A 20,919-nucleotide genomic window follows, 5' to 3' on the forward strand; every position below is an offset into this window, starting at 1 on the left:
GGCTAGCTCTTCCCTCCGGACCGGTGGGCGCGAAGCGTGGACACGGACGAGGCTGCTCGCATGAGCAACGCGCGACCTTTGGCCGGCGCCGTTCTGCGGAATGAGAGCAGTCCAGCCACCACCTTGTACTTACCCGGGTTCAGCGGGATGTCATAAGTTGTGGGGAGGTCCACAACGTTCTTGGAGAAGTTCCGCTTGAACGTGGTGACGTTGACCAGTTGTGGGTAGTTCTCACTCACGATGCCGGTAAGCCCGCAAGCGGTATTGCCGGCAGCTTTGAGCTGTTTAAACGCTTCCCACAGCAACAGATAAGGCGCAAACGTCTTGCGCGCGTCGTGTGTGCTGCCCGCAAAATAGTAGACCGAGTAGCCGCGGTATTCGGTAGTGATCAACCAACTCACAGCCCTGCTGTCCACGTAGGCGACCATGAGCCGAAGATGATCCCCCAGAGTTGAGAGCAGCAACTCGTAGTATTCGGGGCCGAAGCTGGAGAAGCCGTCGCGCTCCGCTGTTTCCTGCAGAATCGGGTACAGGTCCGCCCTGAATACCTCGACCCAGCGTGCCCGCTCGATGGTCCGGACCTCCACGCCTGACCGTTCCGCACGACGGATACTGTTCCTGGCATTCGGCCGGAAAGACTTGAAGATTGCATCCTCGCCCGGCGTCAGGTCAACGACGATCTCGCGCTCATACCAGCCGTGCTCGATCGGGCCGGCTGCAGGAGGCAGCGGGTGTTTCACCTGCATGCGGACATAGAGAGGGTCTGTGCCCGGATCATCAGTGAACTGGTGCTGAACCGTGTGCATAAGACGGAGTTCAGCTTCCGCGGTACGGTCCGCGAACCATACGGGCCCGTTGATCGCGACCAGCGATTCTCGGAACCTGCGCCGCACCCGGAGGAAGCTCACCATCGCAGCCGGTGCGCCGTCGTCGTCGTCGTAGTAGGCCCACAATCCGTACGGTTCCCGGCCCAGACTGCGCTCGAAGTCCGCCCACTGCGGAGTCTGTTCGAGCGGAATGACGACATCGGGGCTTGCCGACGCCAACAGCTCGAATGCCTCTGGCGTTAGGCGCTCACTGCGGAAGACGGATTCTGTCACTGGGGGTCTTTCGGTGCGGTGATGGTGAGGTTTGGAGAGGACTCGCTCAACAGTACCGGAGCAGGCGCATGCCGGTCTGGAGCGCCATCGAAGGGGCCGCCTGCCGGATCGTCAATACCAATGCGCCGTGCGGGATCATATGTCGATTCAAGTATATGTTGCGCAACCCGATACAACAGGTAACCGGTGGCCAGTAGCCGCGCCAAGATCGCGGCGACATAGTAGGGGGAGTCGATATTGTTCTCCACCACGCCTGACGACGCTTCACGGGCTACGTACATCCAGTACGCCCACCAGTGAAGTAGTTCAACAAGCTGCCAGACACAAAGTATTCGCCAATCGACATACGAGAGCGCAACGAAGGGCAGCAACCACAGAGTGAGTGCGGGAGGGTAGTCGGGCAGGACCAGGACGAGTGCTCCGAGCAGCAGAAGAATCACTTGCGGAAGGCGTGGGCGTCGCGGTGCCCGCAGCACCAGCAGGCATATCAGGGCAACCAGCACCGCGAAAATGGTAAAAGCCAGGGTTGCTGTTGCTACCGGAGAGAGCACCGGCAGGCCGAGCCGCTGCGCAAGCAGGTCATAGCCCGCCCACAGCGAAGAGGAAATGCCGAGGCGAGCCGGATCGTATTCCCACGGCAGTGCCAGAATGCGTTCGGGCCCGAACGGCAGAACGGTGAGTACCCAGACGGCGATCAGCGAACCGCCGCTCAGCAGGGCACCCCTGAACCGGCCGGTCCGGATGGCCAACAGTATGACGGCAGCGAGGACCAGGAGCACGTGAACGCTGAACCCGGCGCCGAACCCGAGCAGGACGCCGGAGATCACATAGCGCTCCTGGGCAAACGCCCACACAGCCAGGACACTCAATAGGACGGACAGCAGCACCCAGCTTGAGGTTGCCGTCAGGATCGCGATCGGCGCCACCGCCACAAGCGCCGCATCCCAGGGTCGGCGACTCGCCAGTCGCATCACGGTAACAACAGTTCCAATCCACGCGGCAGCGATCAGTACAGCGTTCACGTCGAAATACTGCATCAGGGATTGCGTTTGGACTATGCCGTCCGCGGACGTCGGCACCAGTAGCGCGACCAGTCCCGCAAACACTCCAACGAGCAGCGGCCCATCAAAGGTGGACCCCTCCGCGAATGGGGACAAACCGCTTCCGAGACCCTGGAACTGGAAGGCCTCGGTCCAGTCTGAGTAGCAGCCCCGGTAGAACTGCGCGGGACGTGTCCATCCGTCGGTTCGGCACGGAGCCTTGATCAGCACCGCCAGGACAGCGGCGGCTGTGGTCATCAGGATCAGGACCCGCCCGACGGTGAAGACGACCGGCCGCACCCTGCCCGGTGCAGCGTGCCTCCCAAGTGGCCCGCCGGCGACTTCCGCGGCATGCCTGAGCAAGGGGTCCCCGCGCGTAGGCACGGAGATGCTTGCGGGGCGGCGCTGACCCTGCTCTTGCTCCATGTCTCGAAAGCCTAGCCAACGGGCAGGACAATGGCGCCCTCTTCGTAGAAACCCACCTGTAATTCCGCACTCCGGAGGGCTTGAGGGAATGAGCAGGCAACAACGGGCGTTCGCAATAACAAGTAGACTGGGTAAGCTGTGGATTTCGCCGGAGGCAAAGGCAAACAAAGACCTCGGTCCGGGCGGTTATAAGTGCGCGTAAAGAGGAGAACAGTGGGAACTAACCCCATTCGGGTAGCAATCGTCGGTGTTGGCAACTGTGCAGCATCCCTGGTGCAGGGCGTGCAGTACTACAAGGATGCAGACGCTACGGCGACCATCCCCGGACTGATGCATGTGGAGTTCGGCAAGTACCACGTCAATGACGTGCAGTTTGTCACCGCGTTCGACGTCGATGGCAAGAAGGTCGGCCTGGACCTCGCCGACGCCATCGGCGCCAGCGAGAACAACACCATCAAGATCGCGGACGTGCCGCCCACCGGAGTGAAGGTCCAGCGCGGGCACACCCTCGATGGTCTGGGCAAGTATTACCGCGAGACCATCGTCGAATCCGATGCGGAGCCGATTGACGTCGTCGCTGAGCTCAAGGCATCACAGGTTGACGTAATGGTCTGCTACCTGCCAGTCGGCTCCGAAGCAGCAGCGAAGTTCTATGCGCAGTGCGCAATCGATGCGGGCGTCGCTTTTGTCAACGCACTTCCCGTTTTCATCGCAGGCACCAAGGAGTGGGCTGATAAGTTCACTGCAGCGGGTGTGCCGATTGTGGGTGACGACATCAAGAGCCAGATCGGCGCAACGATCACCCACCGCGTGATGGCCAAGCTGTTCGAAGACCGCGGAGTCACGCTGGACCGCACGTACCAGCTCAACGTCGGCGGCAACATGGACTTCAAGAACATGCTCGAGCGGGACCGCCTTGAGTCAAAAAAGATTTCCAAGACCCAGGCTGTCACCTCAAACGTAGAGGCCGAACTGCACGCCGACGACGTTCACATCGGACCGTCGGATTACGTCGCCTGGCTCGATGACCGCAAATGGGCGTTTGTGCGTCTCGAGGGGCGCAACTTCGGTGATGCACCGGTTTCCCTTGAGTACAAGCTCGAGGTGTGGGATTCCCCGAACTCGGCCGGTGTGATCATCGACGCCATCCGCGCCGCGAAGATTGCCGCAGACCGCGGCGTCGGCGGACCGATCCTCTCGGCGTCGAGCTATTTCATGAAGTCGCCGCCGGAGCAGTACAACGACGACATCGCCCGCGACAAAGTTGAAGCTTTCATCCGCGGCGAGGTCGAGCGCTAGAGCAGTTCCCCTCTGATGAAACGCCCCCGGTCCTACCGGGGGCGTTTTGTTGTGGGGAAGGGGCCTGCCCGACCGCTGGCGATCGCATCGCATGAGAGATTGTTGTCATGAGCAATAGCCTTCCCGGTCTGGCGGTGTGTCTCGCCGGCGCTGCAATTTCCTGGCTGCTGAGCGGTCTACTCCCGGGAACCAGCCCGCTCTTGATCGCCATCCTCCTTGGAGCGGCCTGGGGGAACCTGTTGCCGGTGCCATCCCTGTTCTTCGAGGGGATCGGTGTTTCATCCAAAACCCTGTTGCGGGCGGGCATCGTACTGCTCGGACTTCAACTCTCACTCTCAGCAGTACTTGGGCTGGGCCCCGGTGTGCTCCTCCTTGTTTTTCTGTCAGTGGGTGTGACCTTCGCTGCCACACTGTGGATCGGAAAGCTCCTGGGCATCAGCTTTGCCCAGCGACTTCTCATCGCTTCAGGGTTCTCTATCTGCGGTGCGGCAGCGGTTGCAGCCACGGAGACCGCGGCCGGCGCCAAGAAGACGGAAGTCGCCACCGCCATCGGACTGGTGGTGCTCTTTGGGACCCTGATGATCCCCACGGTCCCCTTCCTGGGCGGGCTGCTGGGAATGCCGGAGAGGACCCTCGGCGTGTGGATCGGGGCATCGACCCATGAAGTGGCACAGGTTGTTGCCGCGGGCGGATCAGTGGGCAGCTCTGCTCTTGCTGTTGCCGTCACGGTGAAACTCGCCCGTGTCCTCACCCTGGCGCCGATCACCGCCGGAATAGCCCTGCGCATGCGCCGTGCCGAACCGGCTACAGGCGGCAAGATTCCTCCCGTGGTCCCGCTCTTTATTGTGGGGTTTGTCGGAGCGATGCTGTTGCGCACCTCGGATGTCCTCCCGCAAGGGGTCCTGGAACTGGCACAGATCCTGCAGACGCTGCTGCTGTCAGCGGCGATGTTCGCCCTGGGTCTGGGAGTCCACCTGAAAAGCCTGCTGCGCGTGGGCAAGCGCCCGGTGCTGCTCGGTTTGATTTCAACCCTGGTGATCCTCGCGGTATCCCTCGTCTGCTCGGTGGCCCTGCCACTGTCCTGAAGAAACGTGGCCTGCAGGCCTCACGCGGAACGTGTTCCACCCAGTCGGCGGATGCTGTGCGACGCCTGCGCCATCCCCACCAGGCCAAGGAGCAGTCGGCTGTATGCGCGGACACCCACTGCCACCGCGAGCACTGCCTGATCCCGGGACTGTGTGTCGAGGACTGTGCCCAGATCCTGCTGTGCCACCTGATCCGCCGCTCGTGCATATCCAAGTACGACGTCGGCGCTCACCGAAAGTCCCATTGTCTCCATTTCCCGGAGGATGATGTTGAGCAGCGCGCGCGCCTCAGAGGGTGCATCCGGCCAGCTCTGGGCTGCCAACAGCCCGTTCATAAGCGGGTGGTCCTGCACCGCTTCCGCAGGGGCACCCATCACCATCGCCTGGGTTTTGCCCAACAGCTCAAGGCGGGATACACCGGTATCCTCAATGAGTCCGATCAAGCCACGGATCTGATCGACACGAAGCCCGACGACTGACCGGAGACCCGAGATCAGCTCGAGGCGTTCAACGTGCCGGATGCTGTACTCGGCACGAGTGGGATGGATCTCGACCCCGCGCTGGAGCAGTCCTTCGCGAAGATAGAACTTGATGCTGGCGGCGCTTATGCCCGTTGACGCGCTCAGTTCCTTCAGCTGCACGAGGGTCCTCACTGGATAGTGGAAAGACGTCAACTATCCAGATATACATCGCAAGATAGTGGGTCTATCTTATAACCATGGACTGGAGCCCGCTCATAGCCGCCCACGTGGTCGCCGCGCTGTACGTCCTGGTGCTCGGGCCACTCAATATTTTCCGACGGCGACGCGACCGCACCCACAGGATCATTGGCTATACCTGGGTGAGCGCCATGTACTTCGTCTGCGTGAGCAGTTTCGGGATTGTGACCGACGGACATTTCAGCTGGCTTCACGGTCTCTCCGCCTTCACCATTATCACGGTGACGCTCGGCCTCGTCTCGGCGATCCGCCGCAACATCGTTGCTCACCGGGCCAACATGATCGGTAGCTACATCGGCATTGCAATCGCTTTTGTGTTCGCAGCCACGGCACCGGGGCGGGCAATACCGCTGCTGTTGGCTGATGACCCGGGCACCGCCGTCGTTGTTGCTGCGCTGGTGCTGCTCACAGTGGGCGGGCTTTACCTGGCGGTCCGGCCGAGAACGGTAGCGGCACCTGTCAAGGTGGTCCACACCGGCAAGGCGCCGGTTTAGTACCGTTGGGCGTGACCGGGGGCGGTTGGGGCGGCAGGATCGCCTCCGCGCGGCATCCGCCTACGTACTCTTCAGCAGGAAGCAATCACCCTCGCCTACTTCAGCGCGGCACGCAGGAACTACGCCGTGGCGTCCCGTGCTGCAACGAAGGCGGTGACGCACGCTTCCACGTCTTCGGCGCTGTGGGCTGCGGAGAGTTGCACACGGATGCGCGCGGCTCCCTTGGGGACAACCGGGTAGCTGAACGCGATCACGTAGACCCCGTGTTCGAGCATGCTGTCCGCCACTCTCGCCGCCAGCGCGGCATCACCGAACATAACCGGGATGATGGCATGCTCGCCGGCGAGCAGCTCAAATCCTTCCTCGCTCATCCGAGACCGGAACAGGGCCGCGTTCTCACCCAACCGTGCACGAAGCTCCGCACTGTTCTGGACCAGGTCCAGGGCCGTCAGGGTTGCCGCGACAATCGAGGGGGCCAGCGAGTTGGAGAAAAGATACGGCCGCGCCCGCTGCCGCAACAACTCGACGATCTCCGCCCGCCCGGACACGTACCCACCCGAGGCACCACCCAACGCCTTACCGAACGTCCCGGTATACAGATCCACCCGGTCAGACACACCAGCATGCTCCGGTGTTCCCGCCCCCGTTGGCCCCATGAAACCCACAGCATGCGAATCATCGACCATCACCATGGCGTCATACCGCTCCGCCAAGTCACAGATCTCCTGCAACGGAGCAAGATACCCATCCATCGAGAAAACCCCGTCAGTCACCACCAACCGACGGCGCGCACCGGAAGCCTCCTGCAGCTTCGCCTCAAGATCCGCCATATCCCGGTTCGCGTACCGGTACCGCTGCGCCTTACTGAGCCGGATCCCGTCAATGATCGAGGCGTGGTTCAACGCATCCGAGATGACAGCATCCTCAGCGTTCAACAGGGATTCGAACACCCCGCCGTTGGCATCGAAACACGACGAGAACAAGATGGTGTCCTCAGTGCCCAAAAACGCCGACACGCGCTTCTCGAGCTCAAGATGCAGATCCTGCGTCCCGCAGATGAAACGCACCGACGCCATCCCGAACCCGCGATCATCCAACGCACCCTTCGCAGCCTCGATAATCGCCGGATGATCCGCCAAACCAAGGTAGTTGTTGGCGCAGAAGTTCAACACCTGCGCCCCCTCCGCGCTGCCCAACGCCGCGCGGATCCTATTGGACTGCGGCGAAGAAATGGTCCGCTCATGCTTATACAAACCCGCATCCCGGATTTCCTGCAGCTCCGACTGCAGCTGATCCCGCACTGAAACAAACATTCGCAAACTCCCTCTAGATCGCCGACCAGTCAAGCACTACTTTGCCGCTGCGCCCATCACGGGCAATGCTGAAACCTTCCTGCCAGTCAGACGCCGGCAAAACGTCAGTGACCACACTCGCCACCGCATCACGCAACCGGTCATTGGACTGCAGCATCGCACTCATCGCGTACCACGTCTCGAACATCTCCCGCCCATACACACCCTTCAACGTGAGCATGTGCGTGACCACCTTCCCCCAGTCGATCGTGATGTCCTGGGACGGCAAGCCCAGCATTGCGATCCGCCCGCCGTGGTTCATGTTCTCGATCATCTCCGGCAACGCTGTGGGGTGCCCGGACATCTCCAGACCAATATCAAAACCCTCCACCATATGCAGCTCACGCTGCGCCTCGATGATCCGCATCCGGCTCACATCCACCGCCAAATCCACGCCGATGGACCGGGCAAGATCCAACCGCGGCTCCGACACGTCCGTGATCGCAATGTTGCGTGCACCGGCATGACGGGCAACAGCGATCGCCATCAAACCAATCGGACCAGCCCCCGTGATCAACACATCCTCACCCACCAACGGGAAACTCAACGCCGTATGAACCGCGTTACCGAACGGATCGAACACCGCACCCAACTCCGGTGTCACAGCATCGTGGTGAACCCACACATTGGTCTCCGGAATCACCACGAACTCAGCAAACGCACCATCACGCTGCACGCCCACACTGACCGTCCGGATACACATCTGCCGGCGCCCAGCACGGCAATTACGGCAAATACCACACACAATATGTCCCTCACCGGACACCCGGTCCCCCACCCGGACCTCACACACACCCTCACCGAGTTCCACAACCTCACCGTAGAACTCGTGCCCGGGAATCAGCGGCGCCTCGATAATCCCGGCCGCCCACGAATCCCACGACTCAATATGCAGATCCGTCCCGCAAATACCCGTGGTCAACACCCGGATCTTCACCTCACCCACGCCAGGCACCGGCTCCGGCCGATCCACGAACTCAAAACCAGCCCGAGCACCCGATTTATAAAGCGCCTTCACCCACAGTCCTTTCGTTTGTATCGCTGGACAATACTCAGAACAGTCCCACCGCGCCGCCGTCGTCATCCACGTTCATGCGCAGGGCACCTGGCTCCTTCGGCAGACCGGGCATGGTCATCACCGCTCCGGTGAGGGCGACAATGAAGCCCGCTCCGGTCTTCGGGATCAGGTCCCGTACATGGAGGGTGAAACCCTCGGGAGCGCCGAGCCGGGTGGCGTCGTCGGAAAACGAGTATTGCGTCTTGGCCATGCACACCGGAAGCTGATCCCACCCGTTTGCCTGGATCTCCTTGAGCCGGCGCAGGGCAGCAGCGGAGAATTCGACGTCGCATGCCCCATAAATCTCCTGCGCAATCGTGCGGATCTTCTCCTCCACAGGGAGTTCCAGTGGATACAGGTGCCGGAAGGAGCGAGGTGCTTCAAGCGCGGCCAGGACTTTCCCGGCGAGATCGTCACCGCCCGGGCCGCCGCCGCCCTCACCCCAGATATCCGCCACGGCCGCGCTGATACCCTCGGCAGCACACCACGACAACAGCCACTCGAGTTCCTCATCCGTATCAGTAACAAACTTGTTGACGGCCACCACGGGTGTGATGCCGAACTTCCGCACGTTCGCTACGTGGCGCCGAAGGTTCACGACTCCGCGCTTCACCGCGTCGACATCCGGCTCCCGCAGATTGTCCTTCGCCACACCACCGTGCATCTTCAAGGCACGGATGGTCGCAACCACTACGACGGCGTCAGGCGCCACATCCGCGGCCCGCGCCTTGATGTCCATGAACTTCTCGGCACCCAGATCTGCGCCGAACCCGGCCTCGGTTACCACGATGTCGGAAAGGCGCTGCGCTGTCTGGGTGGCGATGACCGAGTTGCAGCCGTGTGCGATATTGGCGAACGGTCCGCCGTGCACCAGCGCCGGCGTGCCGGCAATCGTCTGCACGAGATTCGGTTTCACGGCGTCCCTCAGCAGCAGTGTCAGCGCTCCCTCGACGCCGAGATCCGCAACGGTTACCGGCTTCCTGTCATAGGTATATCCGATGGTCATGCGCGCCAGCCGGTTCCGGAGATCGGCGAGATCAGTGGCGAGGCAGAAAGCGGCCATGACTTCGGACGCCACCGTGATGTCGAAACCGTCCTGGCGCGGAACTCCCTGCGTGGGCCCGCCCAGTCCGATCACCACGTCCCGCAAGCTGCGGTCATTGACGTCGAGCACGCGCTTGAAGGTGATCCTTCGCGGATCGATGTTGAGCGGGTTGCCCTGGTAGATGGAGTTATCCACCAGGGCCATGAGCGTGTTGTTTGCACTGGTGATCGCGTGGAAATCACCGGTGAAGTGAAGGTTGATGTCCTCCATCGGCAGCACCTGCGAATACCCGCCGCCGGTGGCTCCGCCCTTCATGCCCATGACCGGGCCAAGCGAGGGCTCGCGCAGCGCAACCATCACGCTCTGGCCGGCCCGCGCCAGCGAATCCGCAAGCCCTACCGTCAAGGTGGACTTTCCTTCACCCGCGGGAGTTGGACTCATGGCGCTGACCAGAACCACTTTCCCCGGCGCCTTCCCGGGGACGCGAGGCAACTGCGCGACGTCGATTTTTGCCTTGTACCGCCCGTGCAGTTCCAGCGCTTCAGCAGGAATACCCGCCGCTGCTGCGATGTCCTCGATGGGACGGATACGGGCCGCTCGTGCAATGTCGAGATCGGACACAGGGGCGTGGATAGACGTCATCGTCTGAAATCCCTCCGGGGTGCTGGCTGGACTATGGGCGGCTCGGGTGTGAGCTGCATCCAATCTACCAGCGCGCCCACGCGCGAGCGCGCCGCCGAAGAGGGGCTTTAGCCGAGTCCTGCGCGCTCCAGAACGTAGCTGGTCATCGGCTCATACAGACCGGGGCACAGATTGTCATCCAGCGGCACCGCGACCTCCAACTGCCCCTCAGCCTCGGAGACAAACAAGCCGGGGTCATTGCAGTCGGCGAAGCCGAGAGTCGGAATGCCAACTGATGCGGCATGCCCTGCCCAACCATGGTCGGCCACGACCAGCTCGGGCGCGGGTGCGCCCTGGGATGCGAGAAGCTCAAGGCTGAGCCGCATCGGCTCCGGATAGTGGGTGTGGACGAGGCCGCCGTACTGATGCCAGGCCAGGACACCGAACAACTGCCGGATGTCACCGTCACGGAAGGGCTGGCCCTCGGGGACCTTGACGACGGTTGCGCCGCCCCGTTCAGCTGCAGCGGCGAGCGCAGCGTGAACGGGCAGCAACCCTGCGGGGTGGCCGGTCGCGAACAGAATCCGGCTGCCCGAGCGGACGGCCACGCCAAACCGGTCCGCGAACCGGTCGAGTGCTGCGACGCACTTGTGCGCGTCGATGGTGTCCTGACCCTCGAGATGATCCCGGTCGGCGCTGGTGCCGACGCGCTCGTGCATCAGGTCAAACACCTCATCAAGGCTCCAGGTGCGGGTAAGCCGCACACCAAACTCGAGGTGCTCGTTTCCATCAAGGAACAGCTGCATGTGCCGCAGGTTGTCCTGCCGCGGTGTGGCAACCTTCCCGGTAATACCTACTGAGTCGAGATAGTTGGCGAGTTCGGCGGCTGCATTCACCCGTCCATCCTAGGCACACTGTCCTGGGGAACTGGCTGATGTGCTGCGGCCTACAGTGCGGGGCGCACCCTCGTATTGTTCGACGGCCGTCCGGTAGCTCTGCGCCGTGAACAGTGCGGTCCGCTGCCAACCGAAGGCCAACGCGTGCACCGCAGCATTGGTGCCGAGCGTGCGGCGCATTGCGCCGTCGTCGTGCAGGACCTCCAGCGCCGCTGACCATAGTGCGGCACCATGCCCGTCAACCAGAACGCCGGTTCGCCCGGCACTGATCGCCTGCGGCAGTCCGCCGACATTCGCTGCCAGAACCGGTGTGCCGCAGGCCTGCGCTTCAAGCGCCACCAGACCGAAAGATTCGCTGTAGGAAGGCATCGCAACGACGTCGGCCGCGCGGAACCAGTGCGCAAGCTGCTCCGGCAAAACGGGCGGATAGAGCCGGACCACGTCCTGTAGTCCAAGCCGATTGATCAGGGGCCGCAGCTCCAGGGCTTCAGGTCCGCTGCCGGAGCCGATGATGCTGACCTGGAGTGGGATGTCCGGGCGCCGCGCCAGCAAGTCAGCGGCAGCCTCAACCAGCAGGTGGGGACCCTTCAGCTTCTGGATCCGGCCGGCGAAGACCACGTGGAACGTCTCGGCAGAGAACGAAAGCCCTGCGCGTGACGCGGGCCGGTCAAGCGCATTGAAGATGTCGAGATCCACACCGGGGGCGACAATGTCGACCTTCTCGGCGGCCGCGCCGTAAAGGGATTCCAATTCCGCGGCCTCGGTACTTGTGTTGGCGATGAGGCGATCGGCGTCGTTGACAATTGTCTGCTCGCCGGCAATCCGCGATTCAGGTTCCCTTACTCCTCCGGCATGCAACCGGAGGTTCTTCACCCTCGCCATGGTGTGCATCGAATGAACCAACGGCAGGTTGAGGGACTTCGCGACGGTCAAGCCCACGATGCCGGAGACCCAGTAGTGGGAGTGGATGACATCGAAGTGTCCGTCGGCAAGCAGATCGGTGGCGTCGGCGATGGCGTCGGCCAGGTCATCGGAGAGTTGGGGAAGTACTTCTTTCGGAACCCGGCGCGTGGGTCCGGCAATAAGGTGACGGACCAGGACACCCGGGCCCAACTCCTCAATGTGAGGTTGCCCGTCCGCTGCTGCGCGAGTGAAAATTTCGACGTCGATACCGACCTTGGCGAGCTCCAGCGCCACTGAGCGTACATAGACATTCATACCGCCGGCGTCGCCGCCGCCGGGCTGATCGAAGGGCGACGTGTGAAGCGACAGCATCGCCACGCGCTTCACGGGGGTCACGAGCCCTCCCTTCGCCGTCCAGGTTGTATTCTTCTGCCAGCACTTGACCTCTGGCCACTAGTGACCATATAACGCGGACAACAGTCACGACATTCCGCGGGAGCGCCTCGTGGAGCCGGAGTGGTCCGTTAAAGGCGGAAGCCCGCGCTGGGAAGCGCGGGCTTCTCTGGTGGTGGCACCGATGACTTGCATCAGTTTCTCCTTCGCGGATCGACAGGGCGCGGCTACACGCCGCATGGACGCACCTGTTACTTGATGAACAGGTGATGCTGCGGCAGGGCAAAAGACTGGGCGTTTTCCCAGGCGTTATCGACCGACGATTCCTGTATTCGCTTCCAGAAGGAAACACTTTCCCGAAGTTTCTTAATCATGAAGTACACCTCCTCTCGCTGCGTGAAGTCAGGCATCACCGCTGATAAATCGACGGGTTGCGTGTCGGGTTCACGAACCGGGTCGAGGCGGGTGAGACTGCCGGACATGATGAATTCCCCGTGTGAACGCTGCTGTGCATCGACCTGGGCCGTGGTGCGTTCGGTGGAAACAGGGGCTGAAACAGGCATGGATATCTCCTGAGATTGTGGTGCGGGAAGAGAAGAGGGCTGCGATGAGCCCGGAATTCGTGAGAAAGGCACGAAAAAGCGAGGCGGGTTCCGCCTGACGCACACAAAGGAAAAAGAAAACTTCTCCGCAGAAGAAATTAGGAGAGAAGTGCCGTTTTCAGCAGGAAGTTAATGCGCAGCGATGGCGGAGGCTGGGCGGGTTCGCGCGGCCATCATGCCGCCGAGAAGATTAATCACCGAATCCCACCTCCACTTCTAACTTGCGCTTACCTGAACAGTGCAAAAACAAAGGAAGATTGGGTTCTCCCAATGGCACTTCTCAAAGCTACCTCAAACGAAGCGCCTTCGCCTAGCTCTTTTGCGAGAAATTCCGAATATTTTGCCGGACGGGGAGTAGCCGGGACAGCAGCAGCGCATTAGCCCGCCAGGCAGCGTTAGGCTGACCAAGGATTCGAGGAGAGGTAGGCGGATGGGATCTGCACGGCTCCGCGAGGTCGATGCGCTGCGCAGCTTTGCGCTCGGCGGCATCCTCATGGTCAATATCTGGTACTTCGCCGACCCGTTCACCCTTGCCGGCGAAATCAGCCCGAATCACCGGTCGGCAGCTGACCTCGCAGTGCGGTTCACGGTTGCAGCTCTCTTCGAAGCGAAGTTCTACCTACTCTTCTCCTTCCTGTTCGGCTACAGCTTTGATCTGCAGTGGCGGGCGGCCATTGCGGCAACCGCATCCCCGGTACAACGCATCCAGCGCCGCCTTGCTGCGTTGTTTGTCCTCGGCTTGCTGCACGGTCTCGTCCTGTTTTTTGGGGACATCCTCCTGACGTATGCGCTGATGGGCCTGATTCTGCTCGCGACGCACTCACTGCGCACGTCCACGGCCGTCATCACGGGCAGTGCGCTGATTGGAGGGATCGGTTCGCTCATCCTGGCTGTGGGCCTTTTCATTGCCGGCGCCGGAGCGGGTGCTCCTTCCGCCGCTATTGCAGTCAATTCAGGCGCGCTCACCCAGAGCCCAAGCTCGGTCTTCGCAGCCAACGCGGACAACTTCCTGGAGAACGTTGCCGGTGTGGTCTTCGTTCAGGGTCCGCTCTCGCTCGGAATGTTCTACCTCGGGCTCGCGGCCGCCCGGGCCCGCCTTTTGGAACGGCCGCTCTCCACCCGCATCCTGACGACGACGGCGGCAACCTGCCTTCCCGTCGGCCTCGCCGCCGGTGTTTTCCAGGCCTACCTGACCACCTATGGGAGCGGCGACCGGTTCAGTGTGCTGGCCTTCGGCATCTCAACGCTCACCGCGCCTCTGCAGACAGCCGGCTACGTGAGTCTCCTCCTGCTGCTCTTCCGCACGGCGGCCGGAGCACGCCTCTGCGGACTGCTTGCACCCGCGGGACGCATGGCGCTCACCAACTACCTCCTGCAGTCGGTGATCATGGCGCTCGTTTTCACCGCCTACGGGCTGCGGCTCTCCGACGGACTGCCGGCCAGCGCGGTGGCGGGAATCGCCGTCGTCATCTTTGCAGCCCAACTTATCCTCAGCCGCCTTCTCCTCGCACGCATACGAATTGGCCCGGCAGAGTGGCTACTGCGGAGCATCACGTATGGCCGACGGAGTACGCGGGCACCGGGAAGTTAGACGTTCCAGCGCAGGATGGCGGGAGTGCGCTTGTCCCAGCCGAGCGCACACACCGCGGCCGTACCAAGGATGAAGCGCCGCCCCTCCACGGGTTCGAACTCCAGCCAGCGCGCCGTAAGCACCCGGAGGAAGTGGCCGTGAGCAACCAGGAGGGCGTTACGCACCGGTTGCGCCTGCGGATCCTGGTCCGCCGGTGTGCCGCAACCGGCCTGAACCCTCGAGATGATCCGGTCAGCGCGTGCTGCCACCTGGGCAATGGTTTCTCCGTTTGGGACGCCGTCCTTCCAGATGAGGTAATCCGGATTCTCCTTGCGGACAAGCGCGCTGTTACGGCCTTCATTGTCGCCGTAGTCCCACTCATGGGCATACGGGAGCACCTCGGCGCCACCAAAACCGGCCAGCTCAGCCGTGCGTCGCGCACGCTGAAGCGGAGACGTGAAGACCAGGTCAAACTCGACGCCGGCCAACCGGCTCGCAGCGTCCCGTGCCTGCTGCTCGCCGGCCGAAGTCAGCGCAAGGTCAGTGAGGCCGGTGTAGTTGCCGTCGCGGGACCACTCCGTCTCACCGTGGCGCAATAGCCAAAGGTTAGGCAGCGGTGTGCCCGCCGCGGTCAGATCAGCGGCAGCTGCTCCGGACTGGCTCATGATTCATCTCCTGCTTCGGGCTGGCCGGCCCACCAGACGCGCAACTTGGACTCGGCAGCCTCACGGGTATGCGGACCATGTTCCATGCGTTCCTCCAAAAGAAAGCGATAGGCCCGCCCCACAACCGGCCCCGGCCGAATGCCCAGCAGCTTCATGATGTCTTCTCCGTCCAGATCCGGCCGTATCGATGCGAGCTCTTCCTGCTCGGCGAGCGCAGCGATGCGGTTCTCGAGGTCGTCGTAAGCAAAAGCGAGGCGCTCTGCCTTCCGGCGGTTGCGCGTTGTCACGTCCGACCGCGTCAGCCGGTGCAGCCGTTCAAGCTGCAGCCCGGCGTCGCTCACGTAACGGCGCACGGCGGAATCCGTCCAGCCCGCCTCGCCGTAGCCGTAGAAGCGCATGTGCAGCTCCACGAGGCGCGCCACCGCCTTGATCGTGTCATTGTCGAAACGGAGCGTCTTCATCCGCTTGGCTGTCAGCTTTGCTCCGACAACATCGTGGTGGCGGAAACTCACCGCGCCGGTTGATTCGAATCGTCGGGTTGCCGGTTTCCCGACGTCGTGCATCAGGGCAGCGAACCGCAGGGCAAAGTCCGGAGCCGGCACCGCGCCGTCGTCATCGGTTTCCAGTGCGCACGCCTGCTCCAGCACGGTCAGTGAGTGCTGGTAGACGTCCTTGTGCCGGTGGTGCTCGTCCATCTCAAGGCGCAGCGCAGGCACCTCAGGCAGCACATGGTCGGCCAACCCAGTGGAAACCATGAGGTCGACGCCCCGCCGGGGGTGGGCACCGTTGATGAGCTTGATCAGCTCATCCCGGACGCGCTCTGCGGAAATGATGGTGATGCGCTCGGCCATCGCGGCCATCGCATCCCGCACCTCCGGCGCAACCTCCACTCCCAGCTGGGAAGCGAACCGTGCCGCGCGCATCATTCGGAGCGGATCATCGGAGAATGACGACGACGGCGCCCCCGGAGTGCGCAGCAGGCCCGCGTGCAGGTCCTTTACTCCACCGTACGGGTCCACGAGTTCCAGTGAGGGCAGACGCAAGGCCATGGCGTTGATCGTAAAGTCCCGGCGGAGGAGGTCATCCTCCAGATTCGTGCCGAAGGCAACCACGGGCTTGCGGGAGGACGGCTCATACGCCTCGGCGCGGTAGGTCGTGACTTCGATGGTGAAGGACGCCTTGCGCAGCCCGATCGTTCCGAACTCCCGCCCAATCTCCCAAAAGGCGTCGGACCACCGCCGGATGACCGCGATTATCTGATCCGGATCAGCGTCCGTGGTGAAATCGAGGTCCGGCGAGGACCTACCGAGGAAAAGGTCGCGGACCGGCCCGCCCACAAGTGAAAGTTCGTGGCCGGCATCAGCGAACAGCCGTCCTAGCTCAGTAACCACCGCCGGAAGGGGGGCGGTCAACGGGGAATCTTCCAACAGGTGCACCATAGTCCTTTAAGCGTGCCAGAGATCAGCCCAAACACCATTACGGGAACGGGGGCACGCGCTAAAGGGTCGCCGGTGGAACCATCGGCACGGCAACACGCCGACCGTCCTGCATGCTGGCGGGGAGCCGCCCGCGCGGTCATCATCCCCCAGCAAAGGTAGTTAGAGTGGGATCATGGACCGTCCCGTTCCGAGCGCACCAAAGCGCACCCCATTGACAGCGTCAATGGGCCGAACAGGCGCGCCTTTAATTCATCAGTCCCTCCCCACGGTGGAGGAAGTGTCGGCCGGCGGAATCGTCGTCGACACCTCTACGGACCTGCTCAACGTAGCAATCATCGCGAGGCTGAACCGCGGTGGACGGCTTGAGTGGTGTTTGCCCAAGGGACATCCGGAGAACCAGGAAAACAACGAACAGGCAGCAGTAAGGGAGATCGAGGAGGAAACCGGCATCTGCGGCCGCGTCCTCGCAGCGCTCGGCAGTATTGACTACTGGTTCACTGTCAGCGGTCACCGCGTCCACAAGACGGTCCACCACTTTCTCCTTATCTCTACGGGCGGGCATCTGACCATCGAGAATGATCCCGATCACGAGGCCGTCGACGTCGCATGGGTTCCGCTCGCAGACCTCGGCCGCAAGCTCTCCTTCCCTAACGAGCGGCGTATCGCCGACCTCGCCCGAGAGGTCCTGCCGCAGTACCTCTGAGCCGGTGCCCGTCATACCGTGGCGATTACGGGCTTGCTGCGTGGACCGCGGTTACCGGAATCGGCCGCCAATGGTGAGACGATAAGTCACGATGTCTGATACCAACACCGCCTCAATACCGGTCCAGGATGCGGGCGTGGTGCCCAGTCGCCGTCCCACTCCCGCGGGCAACGTTCCGCCCACTGATACAACAGCACGTTCCAGCGCAATCATGGCGGCGGGTACCCTCGTTTCGCGTATCCTCGGCCTCGTCCGTGTCGCTCTTCTCGCCACGGCGATCGGCACGGCCGGCGCGGTGTCCGACCTGTTTCCTGCTGCCAACAACCTGCCGACCTACATCTTCCTGATGGTTGCCGGCGGTGTGTTCAACGCAGTGCTCGTGCCGCAAATCATCCGGGCGAGCCAGCAGGAGGACCGCGGTTCGGACTTCGTAAGCCGCCTGATGACGCTCTCGGTCATCGTCCTGTTCATTCTTACGGTGCTGATTACGCTCGCTGCGCCGTTCCTGGCGGACCTGCTCACCAATGTGTCCGGTGACGCGCTGGCCCTCACTACGGTCTTTGCCTATTGGTGCCTGCCACAGATCTTCTTCTACGGGCTTTACTCGATCATTGGCCAGGTGCTTAACGCCAACGGCTCCTTCGGCCCGTACATGTGGGCTCCAGTGGTCAATAACATCGTCTCGATCGGTTTCCTCATTGCCTTCATCGTGATGCTGGGCGCCGAACGGACCACTGGCCATACCCCCGATACGTGGACTCCCACCCATACGTTGCTGCTGGCCGGCGGCACCACCCTCGGCATCGTCATCCAGGCGGTGGTCCTCATCGTCCCGCTGCGCCGATTGCACCTCGGCCTTCGTCCCAGGTTCGGGTGGCGCGGCGTCGGGCTCGGCAAGACAGGACGGCTGGCTTCCATCACGATCGTGACCATGCTGATCGGCAACGGTCTCTACATGATCAACCAGTGGGTGGCCACGATCGCCACAGAAGCTCGAACCGACCTGCCCGACGACGTCTACATTGCCGGTCTGACCAACCTGGACATCGGGTCGCTGGTCTATGTTCTGCCGCACTCCGTGATTGCGCTATCGCTGGCAACCGTCATGTTCAATCGTCTAGCGGCCGCGCACTCGCAGGGTGATGTGGAAACCACCAAGGAAACACTGTCCCTGGGCATGCGGACCATCGGCGTGGCCACCGTTTTCGGTGCAGCAGCGCTACTGGCCCTGGCCGCGCCGCTTGGCATGGTCTTCTCCGGTGGTATCCGTGCCGGCGGCGCACTCAACGCACTGATCATCACGCTGCTGGCGGTCGGCGCGCCCTTCCTCAGCGCCAATTTCTTCCTCAACCGGGTTTTCTACGCGGCGGAAGACGCCATCACCCCGCTGAAAATCCAGCTCATCCTCTCGGTCACCGGGGTTGCACTGGCCCTCACCGCCAGTCTGTTCGAGCCGGCTCTCATCGTTCCCATGCTGGCTCTCAGCTTCACCCTCGGCAATATTGTGGCCGTCGTCGTCAGTCATGTGTTTCTGGTCCGGAAAATCGGCGGATACGGAGCTGGGCATATTTACGACGTGCACGTCCGGCTGACCGTTGCGGGCCTCATCGCCGCGGCTTTCGGCGCCGGGCTGTTGTGGTTTTTCGGTGCCTACCAGCCGGACGGGTTCGTCTGGCAGTCGGTGGGAAGCGCCGTCGTCGTTTTGCTGGTTGCCGGACCGCTGATGGCAGGGGTCTACATCGGCATGCTGAAAGTCCTGCGGATCACCGAACTGAGCGACTTCCTCGCTCCGCTCCTATCCCGCTTCGCACGCCGGTAAGCGGTGGCCCCGCGCGTGCGCACTATCTGCCCGGAAGTGGCCGGTAGCATTGGTACAAAGTATCCACATCCGGGAGGAACACGTGCCAGAAGCAGTAGACGTCGGCTCAGTACTGGGCGGCCGGTACAAGGTCACCGCTTACGTCCTCGCCTCTGCTGAGAAGGACCTGGTGCTCGATGGCGTGGACCAGGTGCTCAATCGGCCGGTCAGCATCCTGGTGGCATCGCCTTCCAACGCCGGTCAGGTTGCCACGAGCGCCCGCGAAGTCGCCACGGGTGAGCGGTCCGGTAATATCCAGGTTCTTGATCTCGGAATCACCGACGCCGGCACCTACCTTGTCACCAACCGCGCACCGGCGGCTGACCTCCTGGACCTTGTGATCCAGCAGGATGCCCCCTATATCGAACCGTTCTTCACAGACACCCTCGGTTCGGAAATCTTCGGTGTTGCCCGTTCCACGGAGCCGGAAACCCACGAGGACGACGACGACTATCACCACGAGCCGGAACGGCGGCCGGCACGCCTCCCGAAGGCGCGGATGCCCCGTTTCGGCCGCGGGTCTGCGGCCGGCGCCGCCGGCGGAGCTGCTGCGGGTGCTGCCGCCGCGTCCGGACAGGCAGATCCAGGCACTGCACCGCAGGACATCTCGGCATCCCGCCCCGTCGGAGGCAATGCGAGTGTTCCACCGCCACCGAGCGCCCCTCCCCGGGCTATCCCGGCTGACGAGCGGAACGAGCGGGCGAAAGTCTCGGCCTGGTCCGAAGACGATTACGACCGCCCGGAAGACCGATCATCATCCCAGCGGCCGGCGTCGCGTTTCCCCGCCGCTGCTGCGGGCGGAGCTACCGCTGCCGGTAGCCAGTATGACGACGACGGCCCGTACGAGGATTACGACGAGGATGAAGATCGCGAGAACAATCCCCGCTTCACGCGCCTGCTCGTGGGTATTGTCCTCGCTCTTGTAATTGTCGGTGCGGTCGTCCTCGCTGTCACCCAATTGCGGCCCATCTTCGACCCGCCTGTCGCCAACGAGAGCGCAACGACGGAGAGTGCCGTCGAACCCACGGACAGCGCGGCTCCCTCTCCGTCCGCCTCAGGCTCTGCAACACCGACACCGGAGCTGGTACCCCCGGTCGCCACAAGCGTCACTCGCCTGGTGCCGGATAATCCCGAGCTCAACTCCCAGACCGACGGTGACCTCGGGGCAATCATCGACGATAACCCTGCAAGCTTCTGGGGCAGCCTCGTCTACGCAAACGAAACCTTCGGCGGGCTCGCTCAGAACCTTGCGCTCGTGGTGGAACTGGAAGAGCCATCCAGCATCTCGGAAATTCAGATTGAACAACTGAACAGCTCGGGCGGCAGCTTCAGTGTATTGCTGAATGATGAGCCGACACTTGAGGGCGCTACCCAGGTGGCGCAGTCGGGCTTCACCGGACCGTCGGTGACGTTCAATGTGCCGCAGGTCGATGGTGCTCCTGCCACAGCGCAGTATGTGATCGTAAATTTCACTCAGCTCCCCAGGCTTTCCAACGTTCAGGCACAGTACCCATGGGGAATGCGTATCGCCGAGATCAACATCTCCTAGCGACTACCCCTCTGCCCGGGACACGGAATAACGGCAGTTGACCTGTCGTTATTGCAAATGATCGCGACTGGACTGAAGGTTCGAATCGCTCTCACCGATAGAA

At 62.5% G+C, this 20,919-nt stretch carries 18 protein-coding genes; 7 read left to right on the top strand and 11 right to left on the bottom strand.

Features of this window, described 5'->3' with window-relative positions; translation table 11 throughout:
- Positions 1-2: 2 nt before the first annotated feature.
- Both AC1MBU_RS01940 and AC1MBU_RS01945 read right to left on the bottom strand, forming a co-directional pair.
- Positions 3-1,100: a lipid II:glycine glycyltransferase FemX gene (locus AC1MBU_RS01940; protein ID WP_479788298.1), complete on the bottom strand. Its 1,098-nt coding sequence runs from the start codon at positions 1,098-1,100 to the stop codon at positions 3-5.
- Positions 1,097-2,566, bottom strand: coding sequence for a hypothetical protein (locus AC1MBU_RS01945; RefSeq protein WP_479788299.1), 1,470 nt, complete (start codon positions 2,564-2,566; stop codon positions 1,097-1,099). The genes AC1MBU_RS01940 and AC1MBU_RS01945 overlap by 4 nt, the downstream gene beginning before the upstream one ends.
- A gap of 213 nt (positions 2,567-2,779) precedes the next feature.
- Here AC1MBU_RS01945 and AC1MBU_RS01950 point away from each other — a divergent pair, with 213 nt between their 5' ends.
- Positions 2,780-3,865, top strand: a complete 1,086-nt coding sequence (locus tag AC1MBU_RS01950; protein ID WP_056545557.1) for an inositol-3-phosphate synthase — start codon at positions 2,780-2,782, stop codon at positions 3,863-3,865.
- Positions 3,866-3,972: 107 nt separating this feature from the next.
- On the top strand, positions 3,973-4,950 hold the full coding sequence (locus tag AC1MBU_RS01955; RefSeq protein ID WP_277358516.1) for a YeiH family protein: 978 nt from the start codon (positions 3,973-3,975) through the stop codon (positions 4,948-4,950).
- 20 nt (positions 4,951-4,970) lie between these two features.
- Here AC1MBU_RS01955 and AC1MBU_RS01960 read toward each other — a convergent pair whose 3' ends face one another.
- Positions 4,971-5,591 (bottom strand): MerR family transcriptional regulator, encoded by a 621-nt coding sequence (locus AC1MBU_RS01960; RefSeq protein ID WP_277358515.1) that lies wholly within the window; start codon positions 5,589-5,591, stop codon positions 4,971-4,973.
- Positions 5,592-5,668: 77 nt separating this feature from the next.
- On the opposite strand from AC1MBU_RS01960, the gene AC1MBU_RS01965 reads away from it, so the two are divergent.
- Positions 5,669-6,163 (top strand): DUF2306 domain-containing protein, encoded by a 495-nt coding sequence (locus AC1MBU_RS01965; RefSeq protein ID WP_277358514.1) that lies wholly within the window; start codon positions 5,669-5,671, stop codon positions 6,161-6,163.
- Between the two features lie 119 nt (positions 6,164-6,282).
- Here the strand turns inward: AC1MBU_RS01965 and AC1MBU_RS01970 are convergent, their stop codons facing one another.
- From AC1MBU_RS01970 to AC1MBU_RS01995, 6 genes are all read right to left on the bottom strand, one after another.
- Complete coding sequence (locus AC1MBU_RS01970) at positions 6,283-7,476, bottom strand: glycine C-acetyltransferase (RefSeq protein WP_277358513.1); 1,194 nt, start codon at positions 7,474-7,476, stop codon at positions 6,283-6,285.
- 13 nt (positions 7,477-7,489) lie between these two features.
- Entirely contained in the window at positions 7,490-8,533 is a 1,044-nt protein-coding gene (tdh, locus tag AC1MBU_RS01975) for an L-threonine 3-dehydrogenase (RefSeq protein ID WP_277358512.1), read from the bottom strand.
- Between the two features lie 34 nt (positions 8,534-8,567).
- Positions 8,568-10,259 (bottom strand): formate--tetrahydrofolate ligase, encoded by a 1,692-nt coding sequence (locus AC1MBU_RS01980; protein WP_471672610.1) that lies wholly within the window; start codon positions 10,257-10,259, stop codon positions 8,568-8,570.
- A gap of 107 nt (positions 10,260-10,366) precedes the next feature.
- Positions 10,367-11,134: a phosphatase gene (locus AC1MBU_RS01985; RefSeq protein WP_479788300.1), complete on the bottom strand. Its 768-nt coding sequence runs from the start codon at positions 11,132-11,134 to the stop codon at positions 10,367-10,369.
- A gap of 9 nt (positions 11,135-11,143) precedes the next feature.
- Positions 11,144-12,433: a D-inositol-3-phosphate glycosyltransferase gene (mshA, locus tag AC1MBU_RS01990; RefSeq protein WP_479788301.1), complete on the bottom strand. Its 1,290-nt coding sequence runs from the start codon at positions 12,431-12,433 to the stop codon at positions 11,144-11,146.
- A 248-nt stretch (positions 12,434-12,681) separates the two neighbouring features.
- Positions 12,682-12,993: a hypothetical protein gene (locus tag AC1MBU_RS01995; protein ID WP_277358508.1), complete on the bottom strand. Its 312-nt coding sequence runs from the start codon at positions 12,991-12,993 to the stop codon at positions 12,682-12,684.
- Positions 12,994-13,462: 469 nt separating this feature from the next.
- Here AC1MBU_RS01995 and AC1MBU_RS02000 point away from each other — a divergent pair, with 469 nt between their 5' ends.
- Positions 13,463-14,623 (top strand): DUF418 domain-containing protein, encoded by a 1,161-nt coding sequence (locus AC1MBU_RS02000; RefSeq protein ID WP_479788302.1) that lies wholly within the window; start codon positions 13,463-13,465, stop codon positions 14,621-14,623.
- Here AC1MBU_RS02000 and AC1MBU_RS02005 read toward each other — a convergent pair.
- Entirely contained in the window at positions 14,620-15,267 is a 648-nt protein-coding gene (locus tag AC1MBU_RS02005; RefSeq protein ID WP_056545578.1) for a histidine phosphatase family protein, read from the bottom strand. The two genes, AC1MBU_RS02000 and AC1MBU_RS02005, sit on opposite strands and share 4 nt — an antisense overlap.
- A complete protein-coding gene (locus AC1MBU_RS02010; protein WP_479788303.1) occupies positions 15,264-16,706 on the bottom strand; it encodes a CCA tRNA nucleotidyltransferase in 1,443 nt (480 codons plus the stop codon). Before AC1MBU_RS02010 ends, AC1MBU_RS02005 begins: the two co-directional genes overlap by 4 nt.
- Before the next feature lie 172 nt (positions 16,707-16,878).
- On the opposite strand from AC1MBU_RS02010, the gene AC1MBU_RS02015 reads away from it, so the two are divergent.
- The 3 genes from AC1MBU_RS02015 to AC1MBU_RS02025 all read left to right on the top strand — a co-directional run bounded on the left by AC1MBU_RS02015 (position 16,879) and on the right by AC1MBU_RS02025 (position 20,816).
- A complete protein-coding gene (locus AC1MBU_RS02015) occupies positions 16,879-17,409 on the top strand; it encodes an NUDIX hydrolase (RefSeq protein ID WP_082565888.1) in 531 nt (176 codons plus the stop codon).
- Positions 17,410-17,500: 91 nt separating this feature from the next.
- On the top strand, positions 17,501-19,228 hold the full coding sequence (murJ, locus tag AC1MBU_RS02020) for a murein biosynthesis integral membrane protein MurJ (protein WP_277358504.1): 1,728 nt from the start codon (positions 17,501-17,503) through the stop codon (positions 19,226-19,228).
- Positions 19,229-19,310: 82 nt separating this feature from the next.
- Positions 19,311-20,816, top strand: a complete 1,506-nt coding sequence (locus tag AC1MBU_RS02025; RefSeq protein ID WP_479788304.1) for an ABC transporter substrate-binding protein — start codon at positions 19,311-19,313, stop codon at positions 20,814-20,816.
- Positions 20,817-20,919 lie beyond the last annotated feature (103 nt).

Source organism: Arthrobacter sp. PTI12 (genome assembly GCF_056679915.1).